This is a genomic window from Xylanibacter ruminicola (genome assembly GCF_900107775.1).
GTDB lineage: Bacteria > Bacteroidota > Bacteroidia > Bacteroidales > Bacteroidaceae > Prevotella > Prevotella ruminicola_C.
On record NZ_FNRF01000001.1, the window covers coordinates 768,501 to 784,664 of the forward strand.

The 16,164-nt window shown below is 49.9% G+C and carries 12 protein-coding genes; 8 read left to right on the forward strand and 4 right to left on the reverse strand.

Features of this window, described 5'->3' with window-relative positions; translation table 11 throughout:
• Complete coding sequence (gene ruvB / locus BLU97_RS02895) at positions 1-1,035, reverse strand: Holliday junction branch migration DNA helicase RuvB (RefSeq protein ID WP_074760397.1); 1,035 nt, start codon at positions 1,033-1,035, stop codon at positions 1-3.
• A gap of 83 nt (positions 1,036-1,118) precedes the next feature.
• The gene (locus BLU97_RS02900; protein WP_074760168.1) at positions 1,119-1,697 is read right to left on the reverse strand and encodes a LemA family protein; all 579 of its coding nucleotides are present in this window, start codon (positions 1,695-1,697) and stop codon (positions 1,119-1,121) included.
• A gap of 78 nt (positions 1,698-1,775) precedes the next feature.
• On the opposite strand from BLU97_RS02900, the gene BLU97_RS02905 reads away from it, so the two are divergent.
• Positions 1,776-2,906, forward strand: a complete 1,131-nt coding sequence (locus tag BLU97_RS02905; protein ID WP_074760169.1) for an SGNH/GDSL hydrolase family protein — start codon at positions 1,776-1,778, stop codon at positions 2,904-2,906.
• 18 nt (positions 2,907-2,924) lie between these two features.
• On the opposite strand, the gene dusB is transcribed toward BLU97_RS02905, so the two are convergent.
• Complete coding sequence (dusB, locus tag BLU97_RS02910; protein WP_013065327.1) at positions 2,925-3,872, reverse strand: tRNA dihydrouridine synthase DusB; 948 nt, start codon at positions 3,870-3,872, stop codon at positions 2,925-2,927.
• 101 nt (positions 3,873-3,973) lie between these two features.
• Between dusB and BLU97_RS02915 the strand changes: the two genes are divergently transcribed.
• Both BLU97_RS02915 and dprA read left to right on the forward strand, forming a co-directional pair.
• Positions 3,974-5,269 (forward strand): DUF2851 family protein, encoded by a 1,296-nt coding sequence (locus tag BLU97_RS02915; RefSeq protein ID WP_074760170.1) that lies wholly within the window; start codon positions 3,974-3,976, stop codon positions 5,267-5,269.
• Between the two features lie 6 nt (positions 5,270-5,275).
• Complete coding sequence (dprA, locus tag BLU97_RS02920) at positions 5,276-6,400, forward strand: DNA-processing protein DprA (RefSeq protein WP_074760171.1); 1,125 nt, start codon at positions 5,276-5,278, stop codon at positions 6,398-6,400.
• Here dprA and BLU97_RS02925 read toward each other — a convergent pair.
• Positions 6,390-7,193, reverse strand: a complete 804-nt coding sequence (locus tag BLU97_RS02925; protein WP_410543896.1) for a Rossmann-like and DUF2520 domain-containing protein — start codon at positions 7,191-7,193, stop codon at positions 6,390-6,392. The genes dprA and BLU97_RS02925 overlap by 11 nt on opposite strands.
• Positions 7,194-7,312: 119 nt before the next feature.
• Between BLU97_RS02925 and BLU97_RS02930 the strand changes: the two genes are divergently transcribed.
• The 5 genes from BLU97_RS02930 (at position 7,313) to BLU97_RS02950 (ending at position 15,868) form a co-directional block, all read left to right on the forward strand.
• Positions 7,313-7,930 carry a CatA-like O-acetyltransferase, family 2 gene (locus BLU97_RS02930; RefSeq protein ID WP_074760173.1) on the forward strand — a complete coding sequence of 206 codons (618 nt, stop codon included), beginning with the start codon at positions 7,313-7,315 and terminating at the stop codon, positions 7,928-7,930.
• A 187-nt stretch (positions 7,931-8,117) separates the two neighbouring features.
• A complete protein-coding gene (locus tag BLU97_RS02935; RefSeq protein WP_081352831.1) occupies positions 8,118-10,547 on the forward strand; it encodes a TonB-dependent receptor in 2,430 nt (809 codons plus the stop codon).
• 675 nt (positions 10,548-11,222) lie between these two features.
• On the forward strand, positions 11,223-12,212 hold the full coding sequence (locus BLU97_RS02940; protein WP_074760175.1) for a hypothetical protein: 990 nt from the start codon (positions 11,223-11,225) through the stop codon (positions 12,210-12,212).
• A gap of 11 nt (positions 12,213-12,223) precedes the next feature.
• Positions 12,224-13,156, forward strand: a complete 933-nt coding sequence (locus BLU97_RS02945; protein ID WP_074760176.1) for a hypothetical protein — start codon at positions 12,224-12,226, stop codon at positions 13,154-13,156.
• 171 nt (positions 13,157-13,327) lie between these two features.
• Positions 13,328-15,868 (forward strand): BT4734/BF3469 family protein, encoded by a 2,541-nt coding sequence (locus BLU97_RS02950; RefSeq protein WP_081352832.1) that lies wholly within the window; start codon positions 13,328-13,330, stop codon positions 15,866-15,868.
• Positions 15,869-16,164: the final 296 nt, after the last annotated feature.

The window sequence follows — 16,164 nt, forward strand, 5'->3', positions numbered from 1 at the left end:
TTAGTCAAACAGATTGGGTTGCATAATGTTTCCGCCATAAGGGTTGCGCCCGAAGTGCTTGTAAGCCAGCTCGGTAACCATACGTCCGCGAGGGGTTCGCTTGATGAAGCCTTCCATAATCAGGAATGGCTCGTACACCTCTTCTACGGTACCTGCATCCTCGCCGATAGCAGTAGCGATGGTTGTGATGCCCACGGGACCGCCACGGAACTTATCGATGATGGTGAGCAGAATCTTATTGTCGATTTCATCGAGACCGTACTTGTCGATGTTCAGGGCTGTGAGTGCCACGCGGGTAATCTTGGTGTCGATGGTACCGTTGCCTTTCACCTGCGCAAAGTCGCGCACACGACGCAACAGGGCGTTGGCGATACGTGGCGTTCCACGCGAACGGCCTGCAATCTCCAAGGCAGCGTCTTCGGTAATGGGCACACCCAGGATGTTAGCCGAGCGCTCGATGATGGCCTGCAGCGTTTCGGGCTCGTAGTACTCCAGATGCATGTTAATACCGAAACGGGCACGCAAAGGTGCTGTAAGCAGTCCGCTACGGGTGGTAGCGCCCACCAGCGTAAATGGGTTCAAGTCAATCTGGATGCTACGTGCCGACGGACCTTTATCAATCATGATATCGATGCGATAATCCTCCATCGCGCTGTAGAGATATTCCTCTACTACAGGCGAGAGACGGTGGATTTCGTCGATAAAAAGCACGTCGTTCTTCTCGAGTGATGTCAGGATGCCGGCCAGGTCGCCTGGCTTGTCGAGTACAGGGCCGCTGGTTATCTTAAAGCCTACGCCCAGCTCGTTGGCGATGATATTCGAGAGGGTTGTCTTACCCAGTCCTGGAGGACCGTGCAGCAAGGTGTGATCCAAGGGCTCGCCACGATATTTGGCGGCCTCTACAAACACCTCAAGATTCTCAACAACCTTTTTCTGACCGCTAAAGTCACTAAAGCTCAGCGGTCGTAAAGCGTTCTCAAAGTCCTTCTCGCCTTGAGAGTAACGTTGTTCGCGAATATCGAAATCTTCGTCCATCATATTTCGTGTGCAAAATTACGAAAAAAGCCACAGACTACAAAATAATCTGTGGCTATTTATAATTTTTCACTTTTCGCGCTTTATTTTTTAAAGGCTTCATCGAGATCGGGATAGTCCTTTTTCTTCTCGTTGTCAACCTTCAGATAGTCTTTTACATCGAAATGCAGCATCTGTGCAACGATGCTTGATGGCCACTGGCGCACCATGCGGTTCATCTTGGTAGCGGTATCGTTGTAAACCATACGCGACATGCGTACGTTCTCCTCGTACTCGGTCTGTCCTTCCTGTGCTTTCTTGTAGAGTTCGCTGGCTTTTAACTCAGGATACTGCTCAACCACTACGTTCAGGCGGCTCATCATCTGACCTAACAGATCCGACTGGGCGTTGATGCCTGCTGGTGTGGCGGCCGAAGTGTGACCTCCGCGGGCTTCGATGGTCTGGATAATTGTTTCGCTCTCGTGCTTGGCATACTGTGCTGCCGTTTTAGCCAAAGCTATTACTGCATCGAAACGCGAATTAAGCTGAACCTCGATCTGGCTCAGGGCATTTTTACACATTTCATCGAGACTTACCAGGCTGCGCTGGGTTGAAATAAAGTAACCGATGATGATAACTGCGAGTGCAACAATAATGCCGAAAAATATTCCTACTGCTTGCATAATTTAAAATTTTATGGTTTAATTGGGGCAAAGATACAAAAAGATTTCGTAACTTTGCCACCAAAACTTAAAAATTATATGAAAAAATTGTTTTTGATAGCTTCCGTAGCTATGTTGTGCCAACAACTGATGGCCATTAAAACGATGCCTATACAAGGCGAAGTAATCAAACCTACTGATGCCCACATTCAGTATGCCGGTCGCATCAGCTTTACTAACCCCGAGCGTCCTGCGTTCAACTTTCCTGGCGTGCAGATAGTGGCTGCCTTCGAGGGCACCTCTTTGCGCATGCTGGCCAAGCCGCAGAGTGGTTATTTTGTGGCTCAGATTGATAAGTCCGAGCCTTTCAAGGTGGCTTTTCGTGGCGAGCGCGACTCGCTGGTAACGCTGGCTACTGCGCTGCCCGATAGTGTGCACACCGTTAAACTGATGTATGTTATCGAGGGTTACGAGTTTTTCCCAGAGTTCTGGGGCTTTGTGCTCGATAAAGGCAAAAAGTTGGTTGATGCGCCTGCTTTGCCCTCAAGAAAGATAGAATTCATCGGCAATTCGATTACCTGCGGCTATGGTAACGAGGGATTGAAGAAAGAGGAGCATTTTGATTATGCGACTGAGAATCATTATTACTCGTATGCCTCGATAACAGCGCGCAATCTGAATGCCCAGCACTGGGTGGTGGCTCGCAGTGGTATTGGTGCTTATCGCAACTACGACGGTCCCAAGACGGGCAACCCCGAGTCGAACATGCTGGTGCAGTACGAGTATGTCGGCTATGCCTGGAAGCCGGAACTGCGCCACGAGGCTACTTTCTTGCGCGAAAAATGGGATTTCGGCCGTTATCAGCCTGATGTGATCTGCATCAATCTGGGTACCAACGATACTTCGACCAACAACTACGACCTGAAGCTGCTGAAGCAGAACTACAAGAAGCTGCTGCAGATGGTGCGCCTGCATAACCCCAAGGCTAAGATTGTGTTCCTGTCGGGTTCGATGCTGTATAACAAGGAGTTGCAGCAGGTGAAGCAGTTGCTCGACGAGGTGACTGCCGAAGCCAAGAAGGCTGGCGATAACGAGGTTTACCGCTTTGATATGGCGCCCATCGCCGGCGACGAGTGGTACGGCAACGATTGGCATCCCAATGTGTATCAGGACGAAAAGATGGCTGGCGAACTCACAGCCTATCTGCGTTCGCTCATGGGATGGTTCTAAACATGTGATTTAAAAGGATTAGCCCAACAGCTTTCGTGTATCCTCCAGTATCTGCAAGAGCTCGTCCATCTTCTCGGCTCTCAGCATGGCGATACGGGTCTGTCGGAAATCGGGAATTCCTTTAAATATAGGTGTAGCAGCGAGGTGTCTTCTGGTATGGAGGATGCCTCGTTTCTCGTCTATACGCTCCACGTTGATACGCAGCAGCTCCTCAAGGATATCCAGTTTCTGGTTAAAGTCGAGCTCTTCGCGACTGAAAATCCAAGGACAGCCGAAGGTGGCGCGACCAATCATGATGGCATCTACACCATAGGTCTTGAATGCCTCGTCGGCCTCGTCAAGACTGTGAATATCGCCGTTACCTATAATAGGAATATGTATGCGTGGGTTGCGCTTCACCTCGCCAATCAGCGTCCAGTCGGCCTCGCCTGTGTACATCTGACTTCGTGTGCGGCCGTGAATGGTCAGCGCTTTAATGCCGCAATCCTGCAGCTGTTCGGCCAACTCGGTGATAATCAGCTGCTCGTGGTTCCAGCCAAGGCGTGTTTTCACCGTTACGGGCAGCTTTACGGCATCTACCACCTTGCTGGTAATCTCCAGCATCTTTGGTATGTTCTGCAGCATGCCTGCGCCAGCACCCTTGCCTGCCACCTTTTTTACTGGGCAACCGAAGTTGATGTCGATCAGATCCGGACCGGCTTGTTCTACGATTTTGGCCGCTTCAACCATCGCCTCTACGTCGCGACCGTAGATCTGTATGCCTACGGGGCGCTCGGTATCGCTGATGGTCAGCTTCGAGATGGTAGATTTTACATCGCGTATCAGCGCTTCGGCGCTTACAAACTCAGTATATACCATCGCTGCTCCAAACCGCTTGCAAAGCAGTCTGAAACCAATATCAGTCACATCCTCCATCGGTGCCAAAAACACCGGATTTTGTCCAAATTCTATATCGCCTATCTTCATTTCGGGTGCAAAGTTACGCATTTTTTCTGATATTATTTGGTTGATTGCAAATAATCATGTATTTTTGTGCACAAATTTTTACTTATAGCTAAATAAACCATATGGAACAATTACTCCACTATACTTGGAAACTGAAGCTTTTTCCGCTGAAAGAGTTGCTCACAAGCGATGGTATGCTGGTTGAGGTGATCGATCCGGGCAAGCACAACAGCGATGCCGGGCCCGATTTTGTGAATGCCAAAGTGCGCATTAACGGCACTATGTGGGCGGGCAATGTTGAGATTCACGACAAGTCGAGCGACTGGTACGTGCATGGGCACGATAAGAACAGCGATTACGACAATGTGATACTGCATGTGGCCAAGGTGCTGGATACCGAGGTGATGAAGAGCAACGGCCAGTATGTGCCTCAGCTGCAGCTGGATGTACCGCCGCATGTGCAGGTACATTACGATGAATTGCGCCAAACCGAGGAGTATCCGGCTTGTTATAAGGTGATACCCGATTTGCCCTCGCTCACTATTCACTCGTGGATGGCTGCCCTGCAGGTTGAGCGCCTGGAGCGCAAAACAGCCGATATCCTAAAGCGTGTAGAGCGTTGCAACGGCTCGTGGGAGGATGGCTATTTTACCACTTTGGCCCGCAACTATGGCTTTGGCATTAATGGCGATGTGTTCGAACAGTGGGCTCAGAACGTGCCCCTGAGTGCTGTAGCGCACCATCGCGACGATTTGTTTCAGATCGAGGCTATCTTCTTCGGTCAGGCAGGATTGCTGGAGCTGGATGCTGTGCCCGAGTGCTACCAGAAGGATGCGCTTAACGACGGCTATTTTGCCCGATTGCGCAACGAGTACCAGTATCTGGCGCATAAATTCTCGATGAAGCCGATTGATTTCCGTCTGTGGCGGTTCCTTCGCCTGCGCCCGCAGAACTTCCCTCACATCCGTCTGGCGCAGTTGGCCAACCTGTATTATCAGCAGAAGGCAGGTCTGAGTCAGCTGATAGAGTGCGAAACCCTCGATGAACTCAAACACGTGCTCAGCTCGCAGGTTACGCCCTATTGGGAAACCCACTATACCTTTGGCTCCGAGAGTGCTAAGAACGCCAAACATCTGTCGGTAGGCTCCATCAATCTGTTGATGATTAATACCGCCATCCCCATGCTGTTTGCCTATGGCCGACATCAGTCGAAAGAGGTGCTTTGCGATAGGGCTTTCGAATTCCTCGAGCAGCTCAAGGCCGAGAACAACCACATTATCCGCATGTGGCAGCAGGTGGGACTGCCCGTTAAGTCGGCTGGCGACTCGCAGGCGCTCATACAGCTTAAAAAGGAGTATTGCGACAAGAAGGACTGTCTGCGTTGTCGCTTTGGTTACGAATACTTAAAACGCAAATAAACACTTATGAACCAGGAAATATTCTATGCAATGGCGCTTACACGCCTTACTAACTTTAACTTCCAGCTGGCGTTAGAGATGTACAAAACCGTTGGTAGCGCCCAGAAACTATACGAACACCGCCACAAGGTGGCCGACCTGATACCTGATTGCTCGCCACGCCTGGTTGCCGCCCTGAAGGACTGGGGCGACGCGATGAAACGGGCCGAATACGAGTTGAAGTATATGGAGGAGCACCAGATACGCGCCATAACGCCACTCGACGACGACTACCCTCAGCGCATGCTGGAGTGCCCCGATGCGCCGCTGGTGCTGTACTATAAGGGTAATGCCGACCTGAACCAGCAGAAAATCATCAGTATCGTAGGCACGCGCCACATCACCACTTACGGGCAGGATATCACGCACAGGTTTATCAGCGAGCTGCACGAGATGTGCCACAATGTGCTGATTGTGAGTGGTTTGGCTTATGGTGTAGATATCTGCGCACATCGCAACGCCCTCGAGAACGGCTATCAGACCTTGGGTGTGCTGGCTCACGGATTAGATCAGATCTACCCCTATCACCATCGCGACACAGCTGCCGAGATGACTACCCATGGCGGACTGCTGACGGAGTTTATGACCCAGACCAATGCCGATAAGGTGAACTTTGTGCGCCGCAACCGCATTGTGGCTGGTTGTGCCGATGCTACCATTGTGATTGAGAGTGCTGCAAAAGGTGGCAGTCTGATAACAGCCGAGATTGCACAGAGCTACAATCGCCCCGTATTTGCGTTCCCAGGCAATGTGGGCCGACCTTACTCCGAGGGTTGCAACCATATTATCCGCGATAAGGCTGCCGAGTTGATTACCAGCGCAGCTGACTTTGTTGAGGCTATGGGTTGGCAGGATGATATTCTCCGTCAGCAGGCTTTGGCAGGCGGTATCGAGCGCCAGTTGTTCCCCGAACTATCGGCCGAAGAACAGAAAATCGTCAGTTTGCTGCAGCAAACCAACGATCTCCAGATAAATGTATTGAGTGTGCATGCCAACCTGTCTATCAGTCAGGTTACGGCGCTGCTTTTCCAGCTCGAAATGAAAGGTGTGGTGAAAGCTATGGCTGGCGGCACCTACCATCTTATTTTGTAGCATCCTCGTGAATGCTCTCGGCCATCAGCTTGTAAATCTGTCGGGTGCGTTCGTTGTTCAGCAGCTCCATCTGCATCTGCATCACGCCCGTATCCCAACGCATCATCGGACCCGTCTGTGCCTGTTTCGGGCTCAGCTGGGCTACTTTTCGTGCCGTTTCGTCTATCAGCGGTAAAAAGAGCTTAAAATCCATCTGCTCCTCTTCAAGCACCTTTTCGGCCAGTCGGTAGCAATGGTTGGTAAAGTTGCAGGCCAGCACGGCTGCCAGGTGCAGTTTTTTGCGCTGTGCCGATGTGGCTGGCACCACATTCTGCGATACACTCTCGGCCAGCGTGCGGATGGCGGATAGCGTGGCATCGTCCGAAGCCTCGATAAAACAAGGTATCGGCTTGAAATCCACTGGTTTGTTCTTCGAGAATGTCTGCATCGGGTACAGCACGCCGTAACGTTTTGCGTGTGGCTGCAGCACCTGCATGTCTATGCTGCCCGCTGTGTGAACGATGATGGCCTGCTGCGCCTTGCGACCTACCTTTTCGGCCAGTGTGGCGATGGCATCATCCTTCACCGAGATGATGTAGATATCGGCATTTTCGGTTATTTCGTCGATGTTGGTGGTGTAATCGCAGTTCAACTTAGTAGCCAGCTCGCCGGCATGCTCGGCCGTCTTGCTATACACCTGCACCATATCCTGGCCTGCCTTACTGAGTGCCTGTCCCAGCTGCGTGGCCAAATTTCCCGATCCAATCATTACTATCTTCATAACGCTTTGCTTTAAATCGCTGCAAAGGTACAAAAAATTACTGTCACAACTGTCACATTCGTCACAAAAGCGTGTTATTTATCCCAAATGTTTGGTGGTTTCGGGGGCAATCGCTATCTTTGCAGGCGAAATCAGAAATCGGTATAACCACAATGAAACAAGAAGTTAACCCGCAGGATACCAGCAGGGCTAAGGCTTTCGGACTTTGGATGAAATCGCCCGTGCCCATGGTTACGTTTACTAAAACGTTTGATGTAACGCGCCTGTATAAGGTTTGCAAGCGCAGGGGCGTAAAGTTTAACACGCTGCTGTGCTGGTGCATGGGGCGTGCTGCCGTAGATAGACCAGAGTTCTATCTGTTGCCCGAGATTGGCAAGCTGTACAAGTACGACCGCCTGGCCATCAACGTGATTGTGAACCATAAAAAGGGCGATATCTGTTCGTGCGATGTGCCCTATAGCGATGATTTTAATCAGTTTGCCGCCGATTACGATCGGATGACGCAGACGGCCATCGACACCTGCGAAAGTTCGTTCGATGAGGAGGCGATGATTATCGGCACCTCGGCTATGACGGCCACCCAGCTCGACAGCATCGTCAACCAGTACTCGGGTGTTTTCAATAACCCCTTCCTGGCTTGGGGTCGCTATCGCAAAAGTTGGTTCAAGGTGTGGCTTCCCATCTCCATGCAGTTCCATCATGCCCAGATGGATGGGGGCCATGCCGCCCAATTTTTAGAGAATTTGCAGCAAATCATCAACCATCTGTAATGGCAGTTCCCCTGCAAGGAACTGCCAGTTTCCCTAGCCGGAACCATTAGTTTCCCTTATTTTTGCTATCAGGCAACTCCAAATATTTTTTCATTATTTTTTGCATTATATAAAAAATAGTTGTATATTTGCAGCGTACATCGTGAGATGAATTTCAGAATTTATCATATCTAAAACAATTATTTTTATGAACAAAACAACGATTATTAACCTCTTGTCGACCGCTATTTTACTTTGCGGAACTATGAGCGTGCAGGCCGAAACCCTGCGTGGAACTGTAAAAGATGCCGTTACGGGCGAAGCGCTTATTGGTGCTACGGTAAAAATTGCAGAATTAGAGAATGCGGCTGCTGTTGCCGACATGGATGGTAACTTTACCATCAAGATAAGCAAGGGCGGACGTTACACCATCGAGACCAACTATATTGGTTACGAGCCCAGTGTGATGAAGGAAATCCTGATTTCGGGCCCCAAGGAGGTAGTGCTGGAGATTGCCCTGCGCGAGAACAGCACCGAGCTGAAGGAGGTGGTGGTTAAGCCCCGTGTAAACAAGGAGGCCACCGTTAACCCGTCGGTACTCACCGGTGGTGTGATGCTCTCGATGGAAGAGGCCAGCCGATTTGCAGGCGGTTATAACGACCCGGCCCGACTGGTGATGTCGTTTGCCGGCGTATCGGGCGATGCTGGCGGTAGCGGACTCTCGATTCATGGTAATGCACCCGAGCGCATGCAGTACCGCATTGAGGGCGTTGAGGTGTTTACACCCAACCACTTTAACGATATGTGGAATGCTGGCTACGGACTGGTAAGTGCGCTGAACTCGAACGTGATTGGCAACAGCGACTTCTTTACCTCTACCTTTAATGCCAACTACAACAATGCCCTGAGTGGTGTGTTTGATGTGAAGATGCGTGCGGGTAACAACTCTAAGCACGAGAATATTCTGCAGATTGGTACTGTATCCGAGGAGTTGACACTCGAAGGCCCTATCTCGCGCAAGCACAACAGCAGTTATATCATTAACTACCGCTACGGATTTACATCGCTTGCAGATAAACTGAGTCTGGTTGATACAGAAGGTTCGCACATGGCCTTCCAAGATTTCTCTGTAAAACTGGTGTTCCCCACCAAGAATGCTGGTACGTTCTCGATCTTTGGAGTGGGACTGCACGATACCAATCACGACGACCCCTTAAAGCTTGAAGACGCGCACTCGGTTTACGATGCCTCGGACAACGAGAGTAAACTGACGCAGATTCTGGCAGGTGTAACGCACAAGATTCACTTTGACAACAAGTGGACCTGGCGTACTACTCTGGCCTACAATATGCAGCACCTGAAGAGTGATATGTTCTACTATGGATTTGCGCTCGATAAGGATGGTGTTGTAAAATCACCATTGGCTTACGAGGATCCTGCCGATCCAAAGAAAAATAAGTACCCCTACAGTCAGCAGCAGATGAACGAAGACCGACTGATGATTAATACCGAGTTTGCTAAGCAGGTAACCAGCAAGTGGCTTACACAGTTTGGCGGAGAGTACTCGCAGCGTTATTTCAATCTCTACTATCGTGCCCATGATCGTCTGTACGCCACCAAGTTTTATCCCGATAAAAAGATGACCGAGTACGCTCAGATGAAGGATAATACCGGATTGGCTAATCTGTTCTGGCATAACATCTTTAACCTGAGCGAAAAGTTCAGTCTCTCGGCTGGTGTCTCTGGCAACTATTTCCTACTGTCGAAGGACCTTTCGATAGAGCCACGCGTAAGCTTTAAGTGGGAACCCGACGAGAATAACAGCTTATCGATGGGCTATGGCCTGCACTCGATGATTGAGAAGCTGGATACCTACTTCTATCGCGATGACAACGGCAATATGCCTAACAAGGATCTTGGTATGAGCAAGTCGCACCACATGAATCTCACCTATACGCATAAGTTCACACCTAACCTGATTCTGCGCGCGAACGCTTACTACGAGTATGGTTTCAACACGCCGGTGGGTATTAACGGCAGCACCTACTGTGTTACTAACCGCTACTACAATTACACCGATGAGGCTTTGGTTAGCAAGGGTAACACCCGCAACTATGGTGGCGATGTAACGCTTGAGCACTACATGAGTCGCGGATTCTTCGGTCAGGTTAACTTCTCGCTCTATAAGGCTGAGTACCGCGGACAGGATAAGGTTTGGCGCAACCAGCTGTACGACCGTGGTTTCATGTTTAAGATCCTGGCCGGTAAGGAGTGGATGATAGGCAAGAACGTGTTTAACATCAGCGCCAAGTACAGCATCCAGGGCGGTATGCGCTACACACCTGTCGACGTAGATCAGATGCGTGCCCGTGTGAACATGGGTATCATTGATGATGATCCTATCTATAAGGATGGCGAGGCATTCACCAAGCGTTTCGATCCAACAGGTGTTGTAGATCTTACCGTGAGCTATAAGATTAACAAGCGTAAGGTGAGTCACACCTTTGCTTTCGAGGGCTTGAACGTATTAGGCAACGAGGCGCCTCAGTACCAGCGTTTCGATCTGGGTACTCGTGATGTTCGCATCGACAAGACTGGTATCTCGCTGCCAAACATCTTCTACCGACTTGATTTCTGATCAGAGGGCAGCTGCCAGCTGATTGTTTAGGGAAAACACACAGAAGGATGGGGGACTCAATCGCTGAGCCCCCCTTGCTTTGGGTTTTCCCCATTTAATCAGATACTATCCAAGAAAAACGGCATTTTTTTTCGGTACTGCGGCGTAAAATCAGTTCGGGGTGTGGTAAAAACAACTTACATCATAATATCTGTCGTAAAACACTACCTAAAGCCCGCAATTTTTCCCCAGTGAGGGAAAATTTGCTACCTCACTAGGGAAATTTTTCTCCCCAGTTAGGGAAATATTTTTCCTTAGGATGGGCGTAAAAACTGGGCGGCGGCGCGATAAATTAATAGTATGCAAAATACTTTACTTTTTATGGTGGTAGCTCTCTGGTGGATAATAGGAGAGTATCTATCAGATAATAGTAAAGTATCTATGAGATTGCCGTAATGTGCGAGAAAATGAGAAAATGGGAAAATGGGAATCGGGTTGGTTTTAGTTTTGAACGGGGAAAGTTAATAATGGTATCTATGATACGATTATCATTTCTTATTATTATCATACTTTGCCTGTTCCAAACCACCCTGAATCTCAGTTTCTCAGTTTCCCAGTTTCTATGTTTTTTCTGTGCAAACATTCACGATTGTTACTTAAATTGCTTACCTTTGCACAAAAATTACAAAAAACAAGATGAGTAACATGACACCTAAACAATTTCTTGAGCATATCAAGAAGAATGTCTTTAAAGGCATAGATCTTAAGCCAGTGCTTGCATTGCAGGGCGACGGACTGCGCACGTTCACACTCGAGCAGCTGGAGCGACTGAGAAGCACGGTGCCCGATGGGCATTATGCCCTGTGGCTGAGCGACCAGTTCTGGACAGCCGACCGCGACCTGACAATGATTACCGATAAGCACCCGTGGCTGGCCTTTGAGTGGGAGATGAAAGATCGCGAGCAGCTACCCGAACTAAACGACGACGAATATAAGATAGCCTGCTGGATAGAAGAGCTGGCCCTGCTGTCGCACGATTTGTACTGTCATGAGCCATTTGATGTAGTGCAACTTGGCGACGGGCTGCAAGGACGATTCGCACAAACCGATTTGTACAAGGACAGCTTCAGATACGACAACAAGGCGCTGGTAGAGTGGATGAAAACCACACCCTATCGCCACATTGCAGCTATGGTGTGCTACACGATGGCCGACCAGGAGATTGACTGGGCTGTGCAGCACAATCAGGCTGTGCAGGATTACTATGCCTTCCAATGTTGGCGCAATCGTGGCGACTGGGGCAAGCTGGAGGATTGCGAGGACTTTATACGTCGCAGTCTTGATGCCATGCAGCAGATAGAGGAACACTACGCTAAAGGTCACGCTGAGGGGCTGAACGACGAGGAGATACGTGTGCTTGACATCATGTTCGGCTTTGCGCCACACAACTACTGTGCAGAGGATTATCCTGCCGTTCGCGATATTTGTGCTGCTGCTCAGAAGCATCTGCCCCAAACACCTTATATTAAGAGCGAGCAAGGCCTGCGCGCCTACGGAAAGGCTGTATTTGCCGACTTGGAGAAGATTTTTGCCAAGCACGGTATGACCTGGGACCCAAGCGATGCTACCGACCTGACAATGGGCTATCTGGATGCATGGGTTTACGACAAATACTATAACGGATAAGGAGCTTAACTATGATGGAACAATTCAACCGACTCTCTGGCAAAAGCCAGCAGAGAATAGAAGCGCTGCAAAGCAGGGCCGATAACCTTTTCTGTCATCAGTGGCTCCGTAAGGCTATGTTCGACGAGTTGCGCAAACAGGTGGTTCACAAGGGTGGCTATCCGCACTTTTCGGAGCAGATGCAAGAGCATCGCGAAATGATGCTTATCAGCGAATACTTTATGTCGTACCGCTCTACATTGCCCGGCATTCTGGATGAATACCAGAATCCTTACGAGGACGAAGACCCTATTATGGCGCTTGTAGAGGAGCGAAAACAGCTGATTGACGATTATGCCAAACTGCCGTTATCGCACGACTGGGACCGAATAAAAGAGGCTTTCCCCGATTCGTGGCGAGCCTTTGCACGCCGACTGGATTTCAGAAACGAGCACACGCTGGCCGATCTTAGGCAGTTGTTGCAGATAGTGGATAGGATAAGCCTGATAACCGATATACTGAACAAGCGCGAGGGTGGTCACGGCATAACGCTGAGATGCGTTGATTATCAAAAGCATATGCAGGTATATGCCGACAAGAAGATGACTCGAGATGAGTTAAAGCAACTGTTGGCAAAGGCTGTAGATGCCTGTCGCGAGTACTTCTGGGCCAACACATCGATGGCAGTAGTTCAGGCTATCTGTAAAGAGGATTATAATTTTGGCGATAACGCCTCGGAGTTTGAACGATTCATGCAGGAGGTGCTGCTAGAACTCGAAACGCCGCTTAACTATGGCTGTCCGGCCAATACGATAGCCAGTGCCCGTCAATCGGGCGAATATCTTAAACACCCCATCAGCGAGTGGGCTGGATATTGCGCATTTGATTCGCGCCCGATGATTTTATTAAGAAACCTAAGGACTCAACTCGACATTATTAGTACAGAAAACACGCCAAAAGCATAACGATATAGGGCGAAAGTCTTAGAATTCTAAGAGTATAGGCATCCATCCTAAGGAAATTAGGGTTGGGTGCCTATATGCATTACCTTCGCAGCGAGTTCGGGACAATCCCGGCTTGCGGCAAGCCCCCGTAGTGGGTGGCACCGGCAATGTATTACCTAAAAATTTTAAGTTATGTTACAGACAACAACAAACAATTTCGCAACCTGTTCGAACGGACTCTACGAGCCCATGACAGAAATGACCGCCGAATGGTTCGACGGCACAACCAAGTGCGCCCGCACCAGCGAGTTAATCAACGCCTATCGCGACACAAAGAAGGCCTCGAAGAAGAGTCATCTGCCCGTGTGCTGCTTCCAGGCAAGTTTCGGCCTTTCTATAAATAAGAAAGGTGTAGAGGGCACCTGGCGCGAGAGTACTGCAGCGCATCTTACCGGATTGGTAGTAATCGACCTGGACCACGTTGAGAATCCTCTGGAGATCATCGACCGCATTCTTGGTCGCGACGACTTTAGCGAACTGGGCATTCTGCTCATCTACATCACACCTTCGGGTAACGGCATTAAGATTGTATTCATGGCTCGCCCTGAGTGGGGCAACCTGATGGACAACCAGTACGAAATGGCACAGCTACTGGGTGTGCTCGACAGCATCGACTCTGGCTGCAAAGATGCAGCGCGCGCCTCGTTCGTGCCTAAATTTGACGATGTGAAGTTCCTGGACGAGAGTCTGTTTACCTACAGCAACTCTGCCTACGACGAGCAGTACGGCCATCTGTACACACAGAAGCCCGCTAAGAGCGGTCCTACACAGCAGAAGTGGAAGGACTACGAGAAGCAGCTGCGCGCCAAGAAAAAGGCCGAGAAAGCCGAAAAAGAATCAAAGGCTGTTGATGCTATTCTGGACCGTTTCTACGGCAAGAGCCAGCCTGCAACTGAGGCTAACGATGAGCTGAAATCTCAGCCCATCAACGAGGGGAATTCTTCCCCCGTTGAATCATCAGAGCCTATCTATCACGGTGTACCTTATTCAAAGATTGCCACAGCGCTCACAAACGAACTGGGCGAGCCCCAGACTGGCGATCGCCACAAGACGATGATGCAGATGGGTAACATGCTCAGCGTGATTTGCGACAATGATCCCAAGCTGCTGTGTACCATTATGAAGGGCCTGCCCTTTGTGCAGCAGCTGATTGAGGAGCGCGGATTGGAAGAAGTGGAGCGTGCGATGAATTACATCACCGAAAACTCTACCTACATCTATCCCTCGAAGGAGCTTAAGCAGGCCATGAAAACAGCTGGTGTAAAGGAACCTGAGAAGGGCTCGAACGACGATCTTGCCAATGTGCCCCTGGCCGAATGGGCCGATGAAATCGAGGCTTTGATGCCTTACTATCCCTGCTTGCGTGAAATCTGTCAGGGTGTGCCTCGCCAGGTTTGGCCTGCAGCATTGTTCGTTGGTTCAGCCTTCTTTGGTACGCTGATGACACGCTGTTACTATCACTACTGGTTTAAGAAGAACGAGAAGACTCGCCTTAACTACAGTATTTATGTGATTGGCGCGCCTGGTAGCGGAAAGTCGTTTGCTGTACGTCTCGACAAGTTGATTCTGGCCCCCATCAAGCAGCAGTCAAAGGAGGCATCCGAGGCTATCAACAAGTACAAGCAGGAGGCACAGGAGCGAGGCACATCCAGCAAGGCTCAGGAGCAGGACGCTCTGAAAAAGCCCACGCAGATTAACCGTTACATGCCTCCTCGCACCTCTAACGGCGTGTTTATCGAGAGTATGGTCAATGCCAAGGAGAACGTGAATGGCGAAGAGATGAACCTGCACATGGTGACCTTCGACTCGGAGCTGACCAACTCGACCAAGATGCAGAAGGGTGGCGGCTGGATTGATAAGACGGCGATGGAGCTGAAAGCCTTCCACAACGAGGAAGACGGACAGAACTATGCCAACGAGAAGTCGTACAACGGCATCTTCCAGGTGTTCTGGAACTACGTCTATACCGGCACACCCGACTCGCTCAAGGAGAAGGTGAATGCGCGAACCTTTGGTAGCGGACTGGCCACACGACTGGCTACTATCCCCATGCCTAAACCCAGCTTTAAACTGCAGGACTTGGGTTCGGCCGAAGATGGCGACAAAGCCGACATGATTATCAGCGAATGGGCCAACAAGCTGAACACACGCTATGGCGAACTGCCCCTGCAGAAGCTGTCGGAATGCACCAAAGAGTGGTATGAGCACCGTGCTGAGATTGCCGAGTTCAACAATGAGGACTATGCCGACCTGATGCTCATTCAGCGCGTGGGCTACTATGGCATGAACATCCCTGCACCCTTCATCGATATGCGCCACTGGGACGAGCGCGAGCAGAACGGCACCTACGAGGTGGATGACATCGACCAGCGCTTCTGCCGCCTGATTCTCGACATCCAGTATCATTGCCAGCACCATTTCTATGGCACTCTGGCCTATAACTACTACGACAATCAGGCACGCGACGAGGCTGCCTACGCCACCAATCACACCACGCGTTTTGCCCAGTGTTTCAAAATGCTGCCCGATACATTCTCGAAGCAGGAGTTTGCCAAGACCTTTGATTTGGCCAATGCCGATTCGAGTTCAAAGCAGATAACCACGCTGATTAACGAGAAAGCCATCGAACGTGTAAAGCGTGATTGCTACAAAAAACTGGTTGCCAATCTCTAAACTCAGCCCCCGAAACTGAGAAAATGAGAAACTGAGAACCGCATCAGTTCCAAAGCAGGAAACTACTAGTTTCACCATCAGAAACTGGTAGTTTCTGTTTGTTTATGTTTTGGGGGGACTCGCTGTTTGCCTGTTTGGGTGGTTTTAGAAATTCGACCGAACGGGTTTGATAGGGGATGTCGGTGGTGTTTTGTGGGACGAAATGAAAATAAATTCTGCTAAGTTAACCTTTTTTAACGGGGGGGGGTAACTGGCGTTAGGATTTTTTTGTAAATTTGCAGCAAACAATTTTTTCT

Coding starts and splice junctions, on each gene's coding strand:
- BLU97_RS02930 (WP_074760173.1), top strand. CDS start 7,313: ATGAAACAAGAAGTTAACCCGCAGGATACCAGCAGGGCTAAGGCTTTC.
- BLU97_RS02940 (WP_074760175.1), top strand. CDS start 11,223: ATGAGTAACATGACACCTAAACAATTTCTTGAGCATATCAAGAAGAAT.
- dusB (WP_013065327.1), bottom strand. CDS start 3,872: ATGAAGATAGGCGATATAGAATTTGGACAAAATCCGGTGTTTTTGGCA.
- BLU97_RS02935 (WP_081352831.1), top strand. CDS start 8,118: ATGAACAAAACAACGATTATTAACCTCTTGTCGACCGCTATTTTACTT.
- BLU97_RS02900 (WP_074760168.1), bottom strand. CDS start 1,697: ATGCAAGCAGTAGGAATATTTTTCGGCATTATTGTTGCACTCGCAGTT.
- dprA (WP_074760171.1), top strand. CDS start 5,276: ATGAACCAGGAAATATTCTATGCAATGGCGCTTACACGCCTTACTAAC.
- ruvB (WP_074760397.1), bottom strand. CDS start 1,035: ATGGACGAAGATTTCGATATTCGCGAACAACGTTACTCTCAAGGCGAG.
- BLU97_RS02905 (WP_074760169.1), top strand. CDS start 1,776: ATGAAAAAATTGTTTTTGATAGCTTCCGTAGCTATGTTGTGCCAACAA.
- BLU97_RS02945 (WP_074760176.1), top strand. CDS start 12,224: ATGATGGAACAATTCAACCGACTCTCTGGCAAAAGCCAGCAGAGAATA.
- BLU97_RS02915 (WP_074760170.1), top strand. CDS start 3,974: ATGGAACAATTACTCCACTATACTTGGAAACTGAAGCTTTTTCCGCTG.
- BLU97_RS02950 (WP_081352832.1), top strand. CDS start 13,328: ATGTTACAGACAACAACAAACAATTTCGCAACCTGTTCGAACGGACTC.